Origin of the sequence: Leisingera methylohalidivorans DSM 14336 (assembly GCF_000511355.1) — a bacterium.
Taxonomy (GTDB): Bacteria; Pseudomonadota; Alphaproteobacteria; order Rhodobacterales; family Rhodobacteraceae; genus Leisingera; species Leisingera methylohalidivorans.
This window is the reverse complement of record NC_023135.1, coordinates 1,842,484-1,858,910: the sequence shown is the minus strand read 5'-3', so window position 1 is coordinate 1,858,910 and position 16,427 is coordinate 1,842,484. Positions and strand designations below refer to the sequence as shown.

The window sequence follows — 16,427 nt, the reverse complement described above, 5'->3', positions numbered from 1 at the left end:
GGAGGCGTCAGGCCGAGCAGCTGGCGCCTCCCAGAACGCAGAACTTTGCGCAGTGCGGGTGGTTCAGCTGCACCGGGCGTTCTGCTTCGGCAAGGGTTTCGCCCATCTCGAATTCCGGCGCATAGGGCAGCAGCGTGCAGGCCAGCACTGCGGGCGACTTGGCCCCTTTGCGTTTGACGACCATGCGGGACGAGGCGCACATGACGCTGTCCGGGGATTTGCCCAGGATGCCCCAGCAGTCGGAGGTGATTTCGGGCACTTCCACAGTTTCGTCCATCTCCGGGAACAAGACGGTCTGAGACGGGTTGTGCGCATCAATGGCAAAGCCATGCGCGGCAAACAGCGCCGCATAGCCGTCCCGGGCTTCCGCCTCGCTTTCTTCCCATACGGTGCGGCCGGCCACAGTCATCCGGACGCCATTATCGCGCAGCCACTCCATGCCTTGGATGGTTTTGGCAAAGCTGCCGGCGCCGCGCTCCTTGTCGTGCAGTGCCTCACAGTGATGATCGACCGAGATGCGCAGTGTCAGCTTGTCCCCGAAGGCCTCCCGCAGGGCCAGCAATCCGGCCTGCACTGTCTTGCGCATCATCGGGCGCATGGCATTGGTCAGGATCAGTACGTCAAACCCGCGTTCCAGCGCCGCCCGGGCCATGGCAATCATCCCGGGGTTCATGAACGGTTCGCCGCCAGTAAAGCCGATTTCCCGGATTGGCCAGTTGCGTTCCCCGATCTGGCTGAGATAACTTTGCACTTCGGCCTCGGACAGGTAGACCAGCGCGTCATTGGCGGGAGAGCTGAGAATATAGCAGTTTGTGCATTCGATATTGCACAGTGTGCCAGTGTTGAACCAAAGGGTCTCCGGATCGCTGAGCGGCACCGAAGCGCGTGTCTGACCACTTGCCGTCACAAAGGCGTCTTGAAACTTGCCCAGGTTCGCAACTGGTTTTTGCAGGTCTTTCATGCGGATATCCTTTGGGGCAGTTCCTTTCGCGGGAAGCTACCTTATACTATGCCGGAATTGAAAGCAGCCGGGCGGGCACATGACAGGGATGTGAGCGGCAGTGTGCTGCGCCTGCACCGGCTTAGACAGGAAGAATAAGAATGGTTTCGCGTGTGATACCGGTCGACCCGTTTGACCTGGTGATTTTTGGCGGCACAGGCGATCTTGCGCAGCGCAAGATCCTGCCGGCCCTGTTCCGCCGGCATTGCGCCGGCCAGCTGACAGGGGCTGAGCGGATCATCGGGGCGGCGCGCACTGATTTGTCCAATGCTGAATACCGCACAATCGTGGCCGAAGCGGTGCGCGTGAACGCAGGGGCCAAGGCGTGCAGCGGCGGGGCGCTGGCGGCTTTTCTCGAGCGGATCAGTTATGTCGCGCTGGACGCTCTGGGGGAGGCGGGCTGGCAGGAGTTGAGCCGCCAGTTGCGGCCGGCCGGTGAGGCGCCGGTCCGCATGTTCTACTTCTCGGTTGGGCCAGGCTTGTTCGGGCCGCTGGCAGAGAAGCTGCACAGCCATGGGCTGGCCAATGCGGATACGCGGATTGTTGTCGAAAAACCGTTCGGCCGGGACCTGGTCTCTGCGCGGGAGCTGAACCGGACGCTCGCCAGCCATTTCGATGAAGGCCAGATCTACCGGATCGACCATTATCTGGGCAAGGAAACGGTTCAGAACCTGATGGCTGTCCGTTTTGGAAACATGCTGTTCGAACCGTTATGGAACAGCCAGTATGTCGATCACATCCAGATCACAGTGGCGGAAACGGTCGGCGTCGAAGGGCGCGAGGAATACTATGAACGGGCCGGCGCCATGCGCGACATGATGCAGAACCACCTGATGCAGTTGCTGTGCCTGATCGCTATGGAACCGCCGGCCAAGTTTGACCCTGATGCGGTACGCGACGAAAAGCTGAAAGTGATCCGCGCGCTGGATCCGGTAGAGCCGCACCACATCGTGCGCGGCCAGTATCAGGCGCGCCTGGACCCGTCAGATCCGCATCCCTCCTACCGCGGGCTGGTTTGCAATCCGCGCAGCAGCACCGAAAGCTATGTCGCGCTGAAGGCGCATATCAGCAACTGGCGGTGGGCAGGCACGCCGTTTTATCTGCGCACCGGCAAGCGGCTGGTAAACCGGTCCTCGGTGATTAACGTGATGTTCAAGGACGCGCCGCACTCCATTTTCGGGGCCGAGGCCGGGCGCCATGCCAACCACCTGAAAATCCGCCTGCAGCCCAACGAAGGCATCACTTTGAGCGTGACAATCAAAGAACCGGGGCAGGGCGGAATGCGGCTGGTCGACGTGCCGCTGGACATGAGCTTTGCGGAGGCGCTGGGGCCTGAAGGCGGCGATCCGCCTGACGCTTATGAACGGCTGATCATGGATGTTGTGCGCGGCAACCAGACGTTGTTTATGAGGGGGGACGAGGTTGAGGCGGCCTGGGCCTGGACGGATCCGCTGATTGCGGGCTGGAAGTCCCGCGGCGATGTGCCTAAACCCTATGAGAGCGGCAGCACCGGACCTGGCGATGCCGATTTGCTTATGCGCCGCGACGGGCGTGAATGGAGAGGGATAAACCCATGAAATTCAACGAATACCCTGATCAGGATATGCTTGCGATCGAAGTCGCAAATGAAATTGCCGGCGATCTGAAAACCCATCTGCTCACCCATGATGCGGCCTCTTTCGCGGTGCCCGGCGGCACCTCCCCGGGGTTGATCTTCGACGCCCTTTGCGCAGCCGATATTGAGTGGGGCCGGGTACAGGTGATGGCCACTGATGAGCGCTGGGTGCCTGCAGACAGCGCGCGTTCCAATGCCAGGATGATCCGCGCTCGGCTGCTGCAAAACCGGGCGGCTGCGGCGCACTTGCTGCCGTTTCATGTGCCGGAGGGGCAGCCCGAAGAGGTGCTTGCGGAATTGGAAGCCCAGGTTGTTCCGCAACTGCCGCTGTCCGTGCTGCTGTTGGGCATGGGCGAGGACATGCACACCGCCTCGCTGTTTCCCGGCACCGATGGGATCGAGGCCGCGCTCGCTGCCGATGCGCCTGCTCTTATCGTCATGCGGCCGGACAGCCAGCCTGAAGCACGCATCAGCCTGACAGCACGGGTGCTGGATTCCGCCATAGCCAAACATTTGGTGATTTTCGGCGACGCCAAACGGCGGGCGCTTGAACAGGCGATGACATTGCCGCCGGAAACTGCACCGGTCCAGGCCGTAATGTCCGAGGTAACCGTGCATTGGGCGCCTTGAATTCAGGAAAGATTGATATGTTCAAGGACTTGAAGTCGCTGCGTTCCCAGCAATGCAGTGAGAGTATTTCCGAGTTATTTGAAGACGACCCGAACCGCGCTGACATGTTCAGCGTGCGGTTTGAAACACTTCTGTTCGACTACTCCAAGACACAGATCACTGCCGCGGTGCGCGACGGGCTGATAGAATTGTGCAACCGGCAGAATGTAGCCGGGCGGCGTGAAGCCATGTTTGAAGGCGGAAAGGTTAATGAAACTGAGCAGCGTGCTGTGCTGCATACAGCGCTGCGGGACCCCGGCGGTCCTGAGCTGATCGTCGACGGAGAGGACATCCGCGTACCTCTGCGCGCGACGCTCGGGCGGATGGAGCGTTTGGCACGGCATGTGCGTTCAGGCAAACTGGCAGGCCCTGGCGGCCCGTTCACCGATGTTGTGAACATCGGCATCGGCGGTTCTGACCTGGGGCCGGTCATGGCGGCGCTGGCGCTGGCACCGTATCACGATGGGCCGCGGTGCCATTTCGTGTCCAACGTCGACGGCGCTCACATTCACGATATTCTGCAACGGATTGATCCAAAAACTACTTTGGTGATTGTCGCCTCCAAAACTTTTACCACGGTTGAAACTATGACCAATGCCGCGACCGCGCGGCGCTGGGTCGAGTCCGGCGGCGGTGACCCTGCGCGCCAGTTCCTGGCGTTGTCGACATCCGAGGAGGAAACCGCGGATTTCGGCATTCCGCGGGAACATGTGTTTGGATTTGAGGACTGGGTTGGCGGGCGTTATTCGGTTTGGGGCCCGATCGGGCTGAGCTTGATGCTGGCGGTCGGCCCGGATCATTTCCGCGCCTTCCTGGCAGGCGGTAAGTCGATGGATAATCATTTCCGTGCAGCGCCTTGGGAACAGAACATGCCGGTGATGCTGGCCTTGACCGGAGTGTGGCACAATCAGGTTTGCGGCTATCCGACCCGCGCCGTGCTGCCCTACGACCAGCGGCTGCGGCGCCTGCCGGCCTATCTGCAGCAGCTGGAAATGGAATCAAACGGTAAATCTGTAGCGATGGACGGCTCGCCTTTGCCCCACCCGTCAGGGCCTGTCGTATGGGGCGAGCCGGGCACCAACGGGCAGCATGCCTTCTATCAACTGCTGCATCAGGGCACCTCCGTCGTGCCTGCGGAATTCCTGGTTGCAGCCAAGGGGCATGAGCCGGAACTGGAGCAGCATCACCGGTTGCTGGTGGTAAACTGCCTGGCCCAATCCGAAGCTTTGATGCGCGGACGCAGCCTGGATGAGGCCTGTGCGCTGATGCGGGCTGCCGGGTTTGCGGGCACCGAACTGGAGCGCCAGGCGCGCCACCGGGTTTTCCCGGGCAACCGGCCGTCGACCACGCTGATCTATCCGCAGCTGACGCCTTATGTGCTGGGCCAGATCATTGCGCTCTATGAACACCGTGTGTTCGTCGAAGGCGTGATTCTCGGCATCAACTCCTTCGATCAATGGGGTGTAGAGCTGGGCAAGGAACTGGCGAACTCTCTTTTGCCGCTTCTGGCGGGGGTGAACGGTGACGCGGGAAAGGACGGGTCCACCCGGGCCCTGCTGGACTTCGTGCGCAAGTTCAAGGCCTGAGGCAAGTGTATGTGCAGGCGGGGCCGGCCAAGCCCCGCCGTCAGTTCAGGGCATTGTCACACTGCTGGTAATGGTGTTGACGAATTTGCCGGTTTCCGGATCTGTCAATGAGGAGAAGCGGCCGCCGCCGTCAGCATCAGACCAGTGCCCGGTGCCGCCAGTCAGTTTCCAGCTGCCGGTCAGGGCTCCGGACGGATCCATCGACTCAGCGGTCCAATGCAGCACAACCTTGTCACCGGCGCTGTCGGTGAAGGCGCAAATGCCACCGCCGCCAACGCTCCCGGACGCAACCTCGACCGCTCCGAAACACGGCCCTGCCGCCCCGTTCATCGGGTGGCCGGCATCTGCCATTTCCACATTCTCATAGGAGCTGCTGATTTGCATCACCAAGTGCCCGGCGGCAATTTCTGTGACAGAGCTGGTTGAGATGCCCGTTCCAGTGCCTGCCTGATCCCAGGTCGTGCCCGCAATTCCGTTTCCTGCGCTGAAGGCGCAAAACAGTGCCATTAACAAACAATGCCGTGTCATTCTGGTACCCTCGCAAAACTGTCCGCCTGCACCGCGCAGACGCGCCGCGTCAGGCTAGCACAATTCTGCGAAATCGCACGCTGGTGGCTGGAGAGGGGCGGGGCCATCTTGGCATTGCAACTTTCAGCGCGTGAATGCGGCCGGAAATGCCGCCGCATTCAGAATATCAGATCCCGTGCTCCGCACACATCCTGACCATCGAAATCAATTCTCATTTCAGCAGCCGGATCCACGTCCAGGTTGATTTTCAAGAGTGAACGGGAGGAATCGAAACTGACTTCACCCGTGCCGGAGAATTCGGGTTCCCGTCCTACCCACAGGAGCTCCTGAACCCCGGACGCATCCCGGTCGCCGCCGATTTCGCTGAGATCGACCCTATCACCCTGCTTGCGGCTGAAATTGAGCCTCCCCCAGAGAAGCGGTCCGCGCCTATGATTGGGAAATCGGAGGGCCATAGATGGCGATTAAGAGACCCAAGCCAGAAGAGATTGTCGTGAAGTTGCGGCAGGTTGAAGTCCTGATGGGACAAAGCATGCCCCGGATTGATGCAATCCGTCAGACCGGCGTGACGGAGCAAACTTATTATTGCTGGAAGAAAACGTACGGCGGAATGGGCGCAGAACAACTGAAGGGCCTGAAGCGGCTTCAGCAAGCGAACCAGCGTCTCCGCCGGGCTGTCCCGGATCTGACGCTGGGCAAGCTGATCCTGCCGGAAGCCGCACGGGGAAACTTCTGAGCTCCTCGCGTCGCCGTTCCTGCATCACTCATGCGCGCAGCCGGATGCCGGTTTCAGAGCCTCGCGTTGGCCGCGTCCCGGGCCGGCACCGGTCCACACAGCGGCGATTGCCTCAGGGGCGTGAAGACGCGGGGCGGCGCTGACCGACCTGTTCCTTCTACGCGGCGTGGCTGCCTGCATCCGGTCGGACACCGGCCCGGAGTCTATCGCTGAGGCTGTCAGAGATTGGATCAAAGCTGCGGGGGAAAGACCGCCTGCATCGAGCCAGGATCGCCGCGGGAGAACGGATTTTGCGAGAGCTTCAACGGGCGGATGCGCCCCGCTCGGCAGCATGCTTTGCATGCGCCTGACGGGTAATGGACGATCTGCTGACCGGGGAGGTCTTCTACGCGCTGCGGGAAGCCCAGATCATCATCGAAAGCTGGAGAAAGCACCGCAACACCAAGCGACCGCACAGGGCCCTGGTCTGCCGCCCGCCGGCCCCGGAAACCGTCCTCCCGATGGAGCAACGGCCAATCATGCACTAACTTTCAATTTGGACCACTCAAGTGGGGCTGCTCATAGCGACCTGCAAACATAATCGGTTCGACCTGCAATCACCGTGATTTTCGGCCCGAATTATTTGCATCTATTGAAGGGGCCAAACCCGGTTTATTTGCGAATGAGCCCAGGTTATTTGCAACCAGCTTGCAATCATCGGACTGAGCGCAGATTACCTGCGAACGATAGGCCGATTGGAGAACACGGCCTCTGCCGACTGGACGAATGCCAGTGTCAACGGCGGCGCAAAATCCTGCCATTGGTGCGGAGCAAAGTAAGGCTCCGGAGGCGGCCGTCTGATCGCGGCGACGATCCGATGATCAGTCCGGCTGTATCTCCGGCTTGAATTACTACCCGCAAATCGAGGTGCTTTCCACCGCTGATGGTGTTCGCCGCCGGAACGGGGGCGGTTTGTCTGGCCTGCTGTTAAAGACGGCAAGGTCAGCCTGACGCCTGCGCAGCGTTCAATGCTGCTGGAACGGATCGACTGGCGGGTGCGGCAGAAGACCTGGAAGCCGCTGACCGCCGGGAGTAATCCCGCAATTGCAGAGCCGTAGGATTCCCATCCCTCCATAGCCGGGGTATATTCCGGTCCATGCTAGATGCGCCCAATACACTGCCTTCCGATCCTGGCGAACTCCACGAGACAGCGGAAGGTTCGCTTGACCTGGTGAAGGCGCATGCACTTAGGGTCGCCAAGCTGGAACGCCAGCTTGCGGGGCATAACCGGCTCCGGTTCGGATCAAAGCCGGAAAGTCTGGATCAGCTTCTGCTCAGGCTGGAGGAAGAAGAGACGGCGGCAGCGCAGGTTGCCGGCGAAGATGCTCCTGACGGCGATGCTGAGGGGCAGGAGGCCAAACCCAAGCGCAAACCGCCGCCGCCGCCGCCGGAGATGCCCCGGATTGATCAGATTCTGACGCCAGGCGAAGACTGCAAATGCGGCGGCAAGCTCCGAACCATTGGCGGCGATGTGACGGAAGAACTGGAATATGCGCCTGGCCGATTTGTGGTCAACCGCATTTTCCGACCGCGCATGGCTTGCCGGGATTGCGAGCGGACCGTTCAATCAGCACTGCCATCACGCCCGATTAAGCGTGATCGGCCCGGGCCGGGCCTCTTGGACCATGTGCTGGTCAGCACATATGCGGATCATTGTCCGCTGTACCGGAAGTCGCAAATCTACGGGCGGGAAGGGATCGACCTGGACCGCTGCACGCCGGCGGATTGGGGTGGCCGGTCTGCGGCGCTGCCGGCACCAATGGCTGATGCCATCGGCCGTCATGTGCGTGCTGGCCAGACCATCTTTGCGGATGACATCCCGAACAAAATGCGGGCCAAAGGCACTTGCACCACGGCGCGCATCCGGACCTATGTCCGTGTGGATGCCAAAGGGACAAAAGGGGCGGAACTCTCCGCCCCAAGGTGAACGAGGGAATGGCGGCCCGCGTCAGAAGCCGTAGACCAGAGACACGCCTAGCTTGTTGTCGGTGCTTTTCAGGCCCGGCAGCGGGTCGCTGTCCCATTCGGTCCGGTAGGAAACACGGGTGGACAGGCGGTCGGTCATCCTGAAGTTAACGCCCAGATCGTTGGTCACCACAGTGTCCTCGTCCGAGAAAAGCACGTCCGTGTCCATGGTTAGATAGGTGTTTTCGCTGAAAGCGAAGTAGTAGCGCGACGCGGCAATGCCTGCCACTTCCGTGCTGTCATTGCGCAACTGGTCCTCGATATAGCGCACGCCGGGGCCAGCCTGAACCCGCCAAGTCTGGGTGGGGGTGTTGATCACCCGGTAGCCGGGGCCGAAGCCCAGGAAGCCGTCCAGCCTGTTGGAGTCGAAATCGTCGTAGCGAACCGAACCCAAGCCAAAAAGGTAGAACTCCTCTGTCATGTATCGGTTAACTTCATAGGTCAGGAAGATCTCTTCCTTGTTGCGCACGTCGTTGTCTTCCGAGAACTCGCCGGCAAATCCCAGTGTATGGTTCCAAGGGCCGTTGCCGTAGCGCAGGCGTCCGGCAAAGTTTAGATCGGCTGTATCGGTGTTGCCGCTGGTGCCGGAGAAGCCGAGTGCGGCGCTTCCGGTCCAGCCCTGGGCGTACTGGTTGATGCCGAAGCGGTCTTTGTCGCTGCCTTCTGCCAGATCGTCGCCGGCATCTTCTTGAATGTCGTCGATGCGGTCGTCCAGATCTTCAATCCCGACGATTGCCCCCTGCGCGAAAACAGGAGCGGCCACGAGCAGAGCCAAGATCGATACGGCCAGAATGTTGCGTGCTTGCATGGGTCTATCCTTTCCCAATCAAGTGATCCGTCCCGGATGGTCGGGGGGCATCACTGCATGGACAGCAGATAGGAACTGCTGATGTATTGGAAAAATTTAGAATAATTGTAGATAAAGCGAATATTATTCACTTTAAAAGCTGTTCTCAGTGTTTCCAAGCACTTCGACAATGTCATTGGTGCTGATGTCGCGCAGTTCGGCGATGACGGCGTGCTGTTCGGCCTCAATGCGTGACTTTAGTACCACAAGTGTGGCTTCGGCGTTGGCCCGGACCTCGGGATCCAGGTCATCGCGCCAGATGGACCACACCGGATAGGGAAACCGCGGCGTGTCGGCAACCAGGTGGAGGCGGCCCTCATCGAGGTATTTCTTGATATAGCGCGCGGGCAGATAGGCGGCGGCCCGGCGCGACACGATGTACTCCGCAGCAAGGGCACCTAGCGACAGGCTCAGCCCGGGGTTGGTCAGCTCGGGCAGTTCCAGCGCGTGGGCGTGGACGAACTCCGGCCCCCAGTCGACAAAGACATAGTGGGGGACAATCTCCTCAAAGGAGGCCGGCCAGGAGGCCGCCAGCACCAGATCCTCCTCGATCACCTTGCGGGCGGTGAGACCGGGCCGCAGCTGCGGGCTGTACATCAGGCCGATCTGCACCACGCCTTCGATCAGGAAGCGCACGATGCGGTCCGGCATGCCCAGCTCGGCCCGGATGTTCAGCGACGGCATTTCCTGCTGCATAGAGTCGATCCAGCGAAATCCCAGCCGCGGCCACAGCGAATACTGTGCGCCGATCGTAAGCGATTTGGTATAGCCTTCGGGCACTCCGACCTGCTGGCGCGCCTCCTCCCAGATCTTGATTAGCGACAGCGCGTAGCGTTCAAACTCGCGCCCCGCCGGCGTCAGCTCAGCACCGGCCTTGGAGCGGGTGAACAGCTGCTTGCCCAGGGCTTCCTCCAGCCGCTGCACCCGCAGGCTGACCGCTGACTGGGTCACGAACAGCCGCTCGCTTGCATTCACGAAAGACCCGGCGGAAGCAACTTCGAGGAAGGTTCGGATCAGGGAAATGTCCATCAGGTCAATCCATAAAGTTTTCTTGCCTCAAGCACATTTTATATTCGCATTCTGCCTGAAAAGCTCTCCCCGATTAGAAACTATGGAGGCGGATCGTGGCAACAGATGCCCCGCTGAAGACTGTTATAGCAGCGATGCTCCGACACAGCGGCCCCGGGGCTATCCAAGCCCAGGACTGCGGCGCAGTACTGTTCCTCAAGCACCTGGCTGCGCCCACCGATGGGCGGGCTAATCCGTAGCTGCAAAGCTGATGGGGATTGGTTCGTGCATGTGATGTTCCGGCCACAATTTCGAACCCTTTCGGTGAAGAATAACAACACATTAAAGCGCCGTGCTCCGGCTTCATTGCAGGCCGGGCAGTGATGGCAATTGCCAACGAGGGGATGCTGTTTTTTGTTTCGGCCGGGTCAGGCCGCTGGGTCAAGCCGAAGATGCCGTGGAGGATCTGAGAACGCAATTTATGGATGATCTGATGTTATGTGGAGATGAAACCATCTGACGTGCCGGTGTTGCGCGTTTGTTAAAGCTGACAGTTGCGCTCCCGTGTCAGACCAAGCACCCGGATCAAAGATCTGCCACCGGACCAAAGGCAACAAACGCAAAAAGCAGCCAATGGGAAAAAGCGTGCGATTTGAATGCCTGCATTCTGCGCCTCGCTGTCACCGGTGCAGAACACAGTATCAACCGCGGCTGCCACGACTTTCTGGATGTCCGGTTCCGGGAAAGTGGCTTTGGCGATGCGCAGCCGCAGAAGAATGGACCGCCACCGAGACGACGCCCGTTTCAACAGCTCCACCGCATCCGGCCGGTCCTGCAATGAGAGGCTCACATCCTGTCCTTGGCCGCCGCGCTTGTGCGCCGCAGGCAGGGTGCCGGGGCGGAGGGTCCAGACATCTTCGGGCAGGGCCGGGCTGGTGACAGGGGCGAGGGTAGTGCTCTCGGATGCAATCGCCTCGGCATCTCTGATCTGCTTCTCGCCGAAGATCAGCAAACTGCAGATCGCAGCTTATGCCCGTGTCCGGGTTTCGGGGGCGGGCTGCACGGCACGGCATACCCCGCTACGAGTTCTTCTTTGCCCCGACATTCACCACAGTCTTGCCCTTGGTGAAGTCGGCTGTCGCGACGATCTTCTCCTTAATTTTCTTGGGCTTCTTCGCTTCACGGTTGCCGCGTTTCTTATCACCTTTTGACATTTGATTTCCTTTCAAGGTCCGTTGGTTGCGGTTGTGTCCCAGAAGTGATCCTGCTGCTCCCGGTTCTGATCAGCCCGCCAGCCGGATGAGCTTGACTGCTGAACCTCGCGTTTGGTCCGAAACTGGCGATCCCATCGCGGCGGTTGTCCGGGGCTGTAATTGTCATTGGCCAAGCTGCATCACGGTCGCCGGACCGAGTTCCCGCCTGCGATAATCTGATTGATCAGGGCGGCGACTGTCCGGTGCATATCGGCGTCAGAGTCAGAACCGGCAGCGTTCTCGTGGCTCGCGGCGGCGTCGCGTAGAACACCGACGACCTCATGCTTTGGCAATAGATCGTGGTCGCTTATGGCAAGCAGCAGTGCCTCGCAAATTGTTAGAGCCGCGATGCCAGCGTATTCAGTTTGCTCGGGCATATTGGGCCCTCCTTCTTTGCCTCGCTCATCAAACCGCAGGAGGAGGCCGATGAACTTGGTCATCCTCGCAGAAATTGCGCTATGCTGGACTGATAGAAAGCAGTCCCTGGCCGGTTTTGTGAAGAAAGCCGTGCCGCGCCGGTTCGGGAGGGGCCATGAACGCCATCGAAAACAGCCCGCTCGCCAGAAAGCTGATGGCCTTCGTCGCGCTGTCGGCGGGCGAGCTTGCGGTTCTGGAGCGCTTGCACCAGCGCCGCAGAACCTTTGCGGCGGGACGTGACCTTGTGCATCAGGGGCAGCCGGAGCAGGCTGCCTACATTCTGTCGGAGGGCTGGGTCTGCTCCTACAAGATCCAGCCGGACGGGTCGCGCCAGATTGTCGATTTCCAGATCCCGGGCGACTTCCTGGGCCTGCGCAGCGTTCTGCTTCAGGCCTCGGACCACAGCATCGAGCCGATCATGCAGATAGAAGCCGCAGAAGTTCTGGCAGACGACCTGATAACGGCTTTTGCTGAAACCCCGCGGCTGGCGATGGCCATTCTTTGGGCCGCTTCACGGGATGAGGCGATGGTGGTCGAGCATCTTGTCGGACTTGGGCGGCGGGACGCGGATGAGCGCATGGCGCATTTCCTGCTGGAACTCGGTGCTAGGCTTGAGCTGGTTGGGATGGGAAGCAAATCGGGATATGACTGCCCTCTGACACAATACCATCTTGCCGACGCGCTGGGATTGAGTGCGGTCCATGTGAACCGCGTCCTGCGGCAGCTGCGTGAGGACGGCCTTGCCACTTTCCGCGCGGGCAAAGTGACCTTCGACAACTATGACCGTCTGGTTGCATTGGCCGAATTCGACCCCGCCTATCTGGATCAGGCCAGGCCTTTTTTGAAATGAGACGGGCCGCGCGGCATAGCACGGCCCGCCCGGCGCTTAGGCCTGATCGCAGGAGTTACCCGAGCGCGAGCTTCGCGGCGCCGAGCTCTTTGTTCATCTGGGTATGGTTCTTGGCCGTCTGCGCCTTTTCAGCGGCCCGGAAATGCTTCAGGGCAGTGTCCTTTTTGGGCCCGGCAGGTGCCTTGTCGCAGGCGGCCTTGACCGAAGTCATCGTCAAGGCAGGTCTGTTTACTTCGGTTGTCATTCGGTTGTCCTTTCATTGTCTCCCGAGAAACAGAAGCGCGGATTGCGGGCAGCCCTTCTGAGAGCCGGCAGGCCCTCCGCGCTTCTCTGCTACTCGGAAAAAACACACCGGCGCGAGTTTGGCCGGCAGGGATCACCTAGCCTGTTTCCTGGCCTCTCCGCACTGACGCAAGTTAGCGCGGACTTCCGCTGCAGGCCGGTATCCGCCTGCGTCTCAGCTCACCGGGGTCTGCTGGTGCGACATGCGGATCCATGTTCCGTTGTCGCGCAGATAAGCGGAGGCACATAGTGCCGTAAGAATCGGCGCTGCCGCTTTTTCAGCTGAGACCCGGTAAGCAAGAACGGCAAGATCGCCACGCCGACGCAGGCTTCGGCCAGTCATCTCAACCGAGCGCCAGGGCGTTTTCCGTTTCAGGCGTTCCCAGATCTCACCGCCCTGAAGAATGCCTTCAGGGTAGGGGAATATCATGACGGCGTCCTGCGCGGTTGCGGCGCGCGCACCGTCCAATCCTCCGGTCCAGAACCGTTCTTCCAGGTCCCATAGAGCTGCTTCATCGCGCATGGCTGGTTTCCTCTTGGATCAATAAGCGACACAGGCCTGAACGCTGGGAAACGCCCGCGCCGGACCCACCGATGTCCTTTCCAGTTCAGGCGCCCGGCTATCCGGATCCCGCGGCCTGCTGCATAAGGCGAAACACCTGCCGTCCGGCCGCATTCAGACTGCGGACTGCCCAATCATACTATGGCTGAACAAAGACTTTGCTTATGCAGATCAGCATCGGAGCGGCGGTGTCTCTGGCGGGCAGTTTCAAGCGCCAGCAACGGCCTCCATGCTCAAAATATTCTGCAAGCGCTAACATCGGTCAGCGCAGGCCTTCTGCTGAGGGCTTAGAGTTATTCTAAACGCTAGGCCTTAACGGGACCTCGCTGCGGAGTGTCCTGCCGCGGGTAGCGCGGGCCAAGACACGCAATGAATACAGGACCAAATGAACATGCGCTCGTCAAGAACGGTAGTGACATTCTTCCATGCATTCACTCTGCCGGGGTACACGGACTGTCTTCCGGCCGGGCAGTACCAAGTTGTCGCCGAGGAAGAGCTGATCCAAGGGCTTAGCTTCGAAGCCTACCGAAGGACGGCAACCTATCTGGAGATCCGCAACAGGGGCGGGCAAGCGGGCCGGACCGAGCTGCGCCCGGTCTCCGAAAGCGGCCTGGAACTGGCGCTTAGGCGCGACCGGGACTTGACCCGGAACAGCAATGACAGCGATGCGGAGCTTTCTCCGCAGGAGGACTTGAGATGAACACACCCAAATGGTTGAAACCCGGCATTTACGGCGCTCTGGCCGGTGCGGTTATGATTGCTGTCGCAGGCTTTTCCTGGGGCGGCTGGGTGACCGGCAGCAGCGCGACCCAAATGGCCAGCTCCCTGTCCCATGACAAAGTGATTGAGGCGCTGGTACCGGTCTGCCTCGACATTGCCAGAACCGACACCAACCGCGTTGCAAGACTGACGGAAATCCGAGAGGCCTCCTCCTACAAGCGGAGAGAAATTGTCATGGCTGCGGGCTGGGCTACAGTTCCGGGTTCCCAATCACCTGACCGTGACCTCGCGCAGGCGTGCATGGGCCATCTGGACCTGGATGCATCGTAACCCATTGAATAAATGCCCCGCTGAAAGGTGTTCCGCGTCTGCGGCGGGAAATGCGCCGCTTCGTTCCGGCACCTGCGTCCTGAGCCTTATGTTTGCTGCTTTGATGGCGGTTTCCTCTCACAGCTCCATGCTGCCGGCCTCTCAGATCAGACCCGGAAATGCCCATGCCAAAGGGTTCGGAGGCGGCTGGGACTGCGACCCGTCTTACCGGCTTGAGGATGGCAAATGCGTTGCCGTTCCGGGGCCCCGCAACCGGTATCGGGCGAACCGGAGCTGTGGCGCGGGGTGGGGGGCTGACACAATAGAAATAGTGGCGGAAGCCACTTTCCGGGGAAGCCCGGAGTAACGCGGGCAGCTTTTGAACAGAAACAGCCGCAAGCTGATTTCCTGCCTCATCACTGGCTTGAATCTGTTGCGGGCAACCAAAGGAGAAAACCATGTCTTTCAGAGAATTTCTGGCCAAAATAGCGGCCTTGCTGAAATTGAAACCCGCTGCGAAGCAAAAGAATAAACCCGGAAGCAACGAGCCCGCGATGAGCCCGCAAGAGCCCAGGCCGGCCCCCCGAAAGAACAAAAAGGTCCGTCCGGAGGGGTGATCTTTCCTCGCAAACGGCAGGGATGAGGTTGCGCCAGCAAATGTGGAAGGCGCTCATGGACAATCTGACAAGCAAGACCATCGCGGTGTTCTTGCGGCCCTTCACCGTGCCGGGGTTTGACGAAACCCTCCCGGCAGGAGAGTATGACATCGAAACCGAGCTTAGTGCGCCTCCTGGCCACCTTGATCCTCAGGCTTGGAAGGCCTCGGTCCAGATACATCTGCACCCGCGCACCTCCTACCCCGGGCTGGAGCGGAGCCTGACCGTTTCGCTGGCCGAACTCGAAGCCGCGCGCGCGAAAGACAAGCTCTCCGGAATGGATCTTTCAAAGTTCTTCCTGGAAGAAATGCTGGCTGACCCGATGGTGCGCCTTGTGATGGAAGCCGACGGTGTGTCCGAAACGCAGATCCGCCAGTTGTATTCCGGTTTGCATATCGCAGAGTCAGCCAGCGGATTTCCGGACCATGACGCAGCGCGGGAACCGCAGAGCGATCTTCAGGAAAGGCTGTCAATCCAAGCGGCCGAAAACGAAGGCATGCCCAGCCGGGCGGAGCGCCCCTCCCGAAAGCATGGCAGTCCGCCAACAGAGCCGCCCAGAGCGAGGCAACCCTGCCATGAACGATGATCCGGTCGGCCTCGACAGCCGGCGCAGCAATGAAAGCAGGATGGCAACCGGTTTCCGGCGCCATTCCCTCAAGACTTTCGCAGCCGATCAGAAAGCGCTTCACAGGCGGCAGGACAAATTAGAGGCCCAGTTTGCCGCGGAACCTGCTGCCAGCTGGCATCAGGCGGCAATCAAAGCGCAGCACCCGACCGGATCATGTTCCCAGCAAGTTCGACCTGATCGGCCTTAACCGCTGGCAGAAAATCCCGCCGTGAAAAGTGTGACGCCATCGGCAACCTCCTTCAGAGCTTGTCGAAATATAGCGTGAAGCACGTCAGCGCTGCACCAATTCTGCGCCGGACCCAATTTCGCATGCCGGTTCACAGGTCAGTAAAAGAGTACCGCTCTACAGCGGCATCTCCGTACTCCGTCCACAAACTCATCATTCAAGTCGGTTGCCGCTCCACAATGAAAATGATACTTTTTGCCAATAGCCAAAAACATGCGGAAAATTGGAGATGCCCGACTTCGACGGATGCGGCCGAAGTTCTCGCCAGGCTCTATGTCCGCGGCTTCGGCGGCAAAGCCTCCGGCCGCTACAGGATCCCGCGAAAACTGCTCCAGAAACTTTGCGGAAAGCGTCGGCTTTATGAGGAAGACATCATGTCGCTGGCGCGTGTGCTGCTGGAGAAAGGCTATGTCCTGATTGATATGGACAGTTTTTTTCGTGATTATGAGCGCCAATTCCTTCGCAAACTTCCGGCGGGCCGGCAATGAAGTGCTGCCGTCACTGGCCGCGGCAGAGTAACTTCCGACCCGC

Annotated in this window: 20 protein-coding genes and 2 pseudogenes; 12 read left to right on the top strand and 10 right to left on the bottom strand. The window is 60.1% G+C overall.

Annotation, left to right across the window (positions count from 1 at the left end):
• Window positions 1-7 precede the first annotated feature (7 nt).
• Window positions 8-961, bottom strand: coding sequence for a radical SAM protein (locus tag METH_RS09260; protein WP_024090190.1), 954 nt, complete (start codon window positions 959-961; stop codon window positions 8-10).
• Window positions 962-1,101: 140 nt separating this feature from the next.
• On the opposite strand from METH_RS09260, the gene zwf reads away from it, so the two are divergent.
• Genes zwf through pgi form a run of 3 tightly spaced genes read left to right on the top strand, consistent with a single transcriptional unit; the run spans window position 1,102 to window position 4,870 of the window.
• Window positions 1,102-2,577 (top strand): glucose-6-phosphate dehydrogenase, encoded by a 1,476-nt coding sequence (gene zwf / locus METH_RS09255; RefSeq protein WP_024090189.1) that lies wholly within the window; start codon window positions 1,102-1,104, stop codon window positions 2,575-2,577.
• The gene (pgl, locus tag METH_RS09250; RefSeq protein ID WP_024090188.1) at window positions 2,574-3,245 is read left to right on the top strand and encodes a 6-phosphogluconolactonase; all 672 of its coding nucleotides are present in this window, start codon (window positions 2,574-2,576) and stop codon (window positions 3,243-3,245) included. The genes zwf and pgl overlap by 4 nt, the downstream gene beginning before the upstream one ends.
• A gap of 17 nt (window positions 3,246-3,262) precedes the next feature.
• Entirely contained in the window at window positions 3,263-4,870 is a 1,608-nt protein-coding gene (gene pgi, locus METH_RS09245; protein WP_024090187.1) for a glucose-6-phosphate isomerase, read from the top strand.
• 45 nt (window positions 4,871-4,915) lie between these two features.
• Here pgi and METH_RS09240 read toward each other — a convergent pair whose 3' ends face one another.
• Entirely contained in the window at window positions 4,916-5,254 is a 339-nt protein-coding gene (locus METH_RS09240; RefSeq protein ID WP_245602974.1) for a hypothetical protein, read from the bottom strand.
• 302 nt (window positions 5,255-5,556) lie between these two features.
• Window positions 5,557-5,853, bottom strand: coding sequence for a hypothetical protein (locus tag METH_RS23895; protein ID WP_156927474.1), 297 nt, complete (start codon window positions 5,851-5,853; stop codon window positions 5,557-5,559).
• A 2-nt stretch (window positions 5,854-5,855) separates the two neighbouring features.
• Between METH_RS23895 and METH_RS23100 the strand changes: the two are divergent.
• The 3 genes and pseudogenes from METH_RS23100 (at window position 5,856) to METH_RS09220 (ending at window position 8,100) form a co-directional block, all read left to right on the top strand.
• Window positions 5,856-6,661 (top strand): annotated as a pseudogene (locus METH_RS23100) (integrase core domain-containing protein).
• 411 nt (window positions 6,662-7,072) lie between these two features.
• Window positions 7,073-7,231 (top strand): annotated as a pseudogene (locus tag METH_RS24800) (transposase family protein); the annotation flags it as partial.
• A gap of 38 nt (window positions 7,232-7,269) precedes the next feature.
• Window positions 7,270-8,100: an IS66 family transposase gene (locus tag METH_RS09220; protein WP_024090182.1), complete on the top strand. Its 831-nt coding sequence runs from the start codon at window positions 7,270-7,272 to the stop codon at window positions 8,098-8,100.
• A 21-nt stretch (window positions 8,101-8,121) separates the two neighbouring features.
• Here the strand turns inward: METH_RS09220 and METH_RS09215 are convergent, their stop codons facing one another.
• From METH_RS09215 to METH_RS09200, 5 genes are all read right to left on the bottom strand, one after another.
• The gene (locus METH_RS09215; RefSeq protein ID WP_024090181.1) at window positions 8,122-8,946 is read right to left on the bottom strand and encodes a DUF481 domain-containing protein; all 825 of its coding nucleotides are present in this window, start codon (window positions 8,944-8,946) and stop codon (window positions 8,122-8,124) included.
• Between the two features lie 132 nt (window positions 8,947-9,078).
• Window positions 9,079-10,014: a LysR family transcriptional regulator gene (locus tag METH_RS09210; RefSeq protein WP_024090180.1), complete on the bottom strand. Its 936-nt coding sequence runs from the start codon at window positions 10,012-10,014 to the stop codon at window positions 9,079-9,081.
• A 520-nt stretch (window positions 10,015-10,534) separates the two neighbouring features.
• Window positions 10,535-11,005 (bottom strand): hypothetical protein, encoded by a 471-nt coding sequence (locus METH_RS24480; RefSeq protein ID WP_024090179.1) that lies wholly within the window; start codon window positions 11,003-11,005, stop codon window positions 10,535-10,537.
• Window positions 11,006-11,072: 67 nt separating this feature from the next.
• Window positions 11,073-11,207 (bottom strand): hypothetical protein, encoded by a 135-nt coding sequence (locus tag METH_RS25155; protein ID WP_024090178.1) that lies wholly within the window; start codon window positions 11,205-11,207, stop codon window positions 11,073-11,075.
• Window positions 11,208-11,386: 179 nt separating this feature from the next.
• Window positions 11,387-11,623, bottom strand: a complete 237-nt coding sequence (locus METH_RS09200) for a hypothetical protein (protein ID WP_024090177.1) — start codon at window positions 11,621-11,623, stop codon at window positions 11,387-11,389.
• A 155-nt stretch (window positions 11,624-11,778) separates the two neighbouring features.
• On the opposite strand from METH_RS09200, the gene METH_RS09195 reads away from it, so the two are divergent.
• Window positions 11,779-12,513 carry a Crp/Fnr family transcriptional regulator gene (locus METH_RS09195; RefSeq protein ID WP_024090176.1) on the top strand — a complete coding sequence of 245 codons (735 nt, stop codon included), beginning with the start codon at window positions 11,779-11,781 and terminating at the stop codon, window positions 12,511-12,513.
• A 55-nt stretch (window positions 12,514-12,568) separates the two neighbouring features.
• On the opposite strand, the gene METH_RS09190 is transcribed toward METH_RS09195, so the two are convergent.
• Both METH_RS09190 and METH_RS09185 read right to left on the bottom strand, forming a co-directional pair.
• Window positions 12,569-12,724, bottom strand: a complete 156-nt coding sequence (locus METH_RS09190; protein ID WP_245602973.1) for a hypothetical protein — start codon at window positions 12,722-12,724, stop codon at window positions 12,569-12,571.
• A gap of 246 nt (window positions 12,725-12,970) precedes the next feature.
• Complete coding sequence (locus METH_RS09185; protein WP_024090174.1) at window positions 12,971-13,318, bottom strand: DUF4440 domain-containing protein; 348 nt, start codon at window positions 13,316-13,318, stop codon at window positions 12,971-12,973.
• Between the two features lie 451 nt (window positions 13,319-13,769).
• On the opposite strand from METH_RS09185, the gene METH_RS09180 reads away from it, so the two are divergent.
• The 5 genes from METH_RS09180 (at window position 13,770) to METH_RS09165 (ending at window position 16,384) form a co-directional block, all read left to right on the top strand.
• On the top strand, window positions 13,770-14,057 hold the full coding sequence (locus METH_RS09180) for a hypothetical protein (protein ID WP_245602972.1): 288 nt from the start codon (window positions 13,770-13,772) through the stop codon (window positions 14,055-14,057).
• On the top strand, window positions 14,054-14,407 hold the full coding sequence (locus METH_RS09175) for a hypothetical protein (RefSeq protein ID WP_024090172.1): 354 nt from the start codon (window positions 14,054-14,056) through the stop codon (window positions 14,405-14,407). The genes METH_RS09180 and METH_RS09175 overlap by 4 nt, the downstream gene beginning before the upstream one ends.
• A 651-nt stretch (window positions 14,408-15,058) precedes the next feature.
• Entirely contained in the window at window positions 15,059-15,628 is a 570-nt protein-coding gene (locus METH_RS09170) for a hypothetical protein (RefSeq protein WP_024090170.1), read from the top strand.
• Window positions 15,618-15,857: a hypothetical protein gene (locus METH_RS23885; protein WP_024090169.1), complete on the top strand. Its 240-nt coding sequence runs from the start codon at window positions 15,618-15,620 to the stop codon at window positions 15,855-15,857. The genes METH_RS09170 and METH_RS23885 overlap by 11 nt, the downstream gene beginning before the upstream one ends.
• A gap of 218 nt (window positions 15,858-16,075) precedes the next feature.
• Window positions 16,076-16,384 carry a hypothetical protein gene (locus METH_RS09165; protein WP_024090168.1) on the top strand — a complete coding sequence of 103 codons (309 nt, stop codon included), beginning with the start codon at window positions 16,076-16,078 and terminating at the stop codon, window positions 16,382-16,384.
• Window positions 16,385-16,427: the final 43 nt, after the last annotated feature.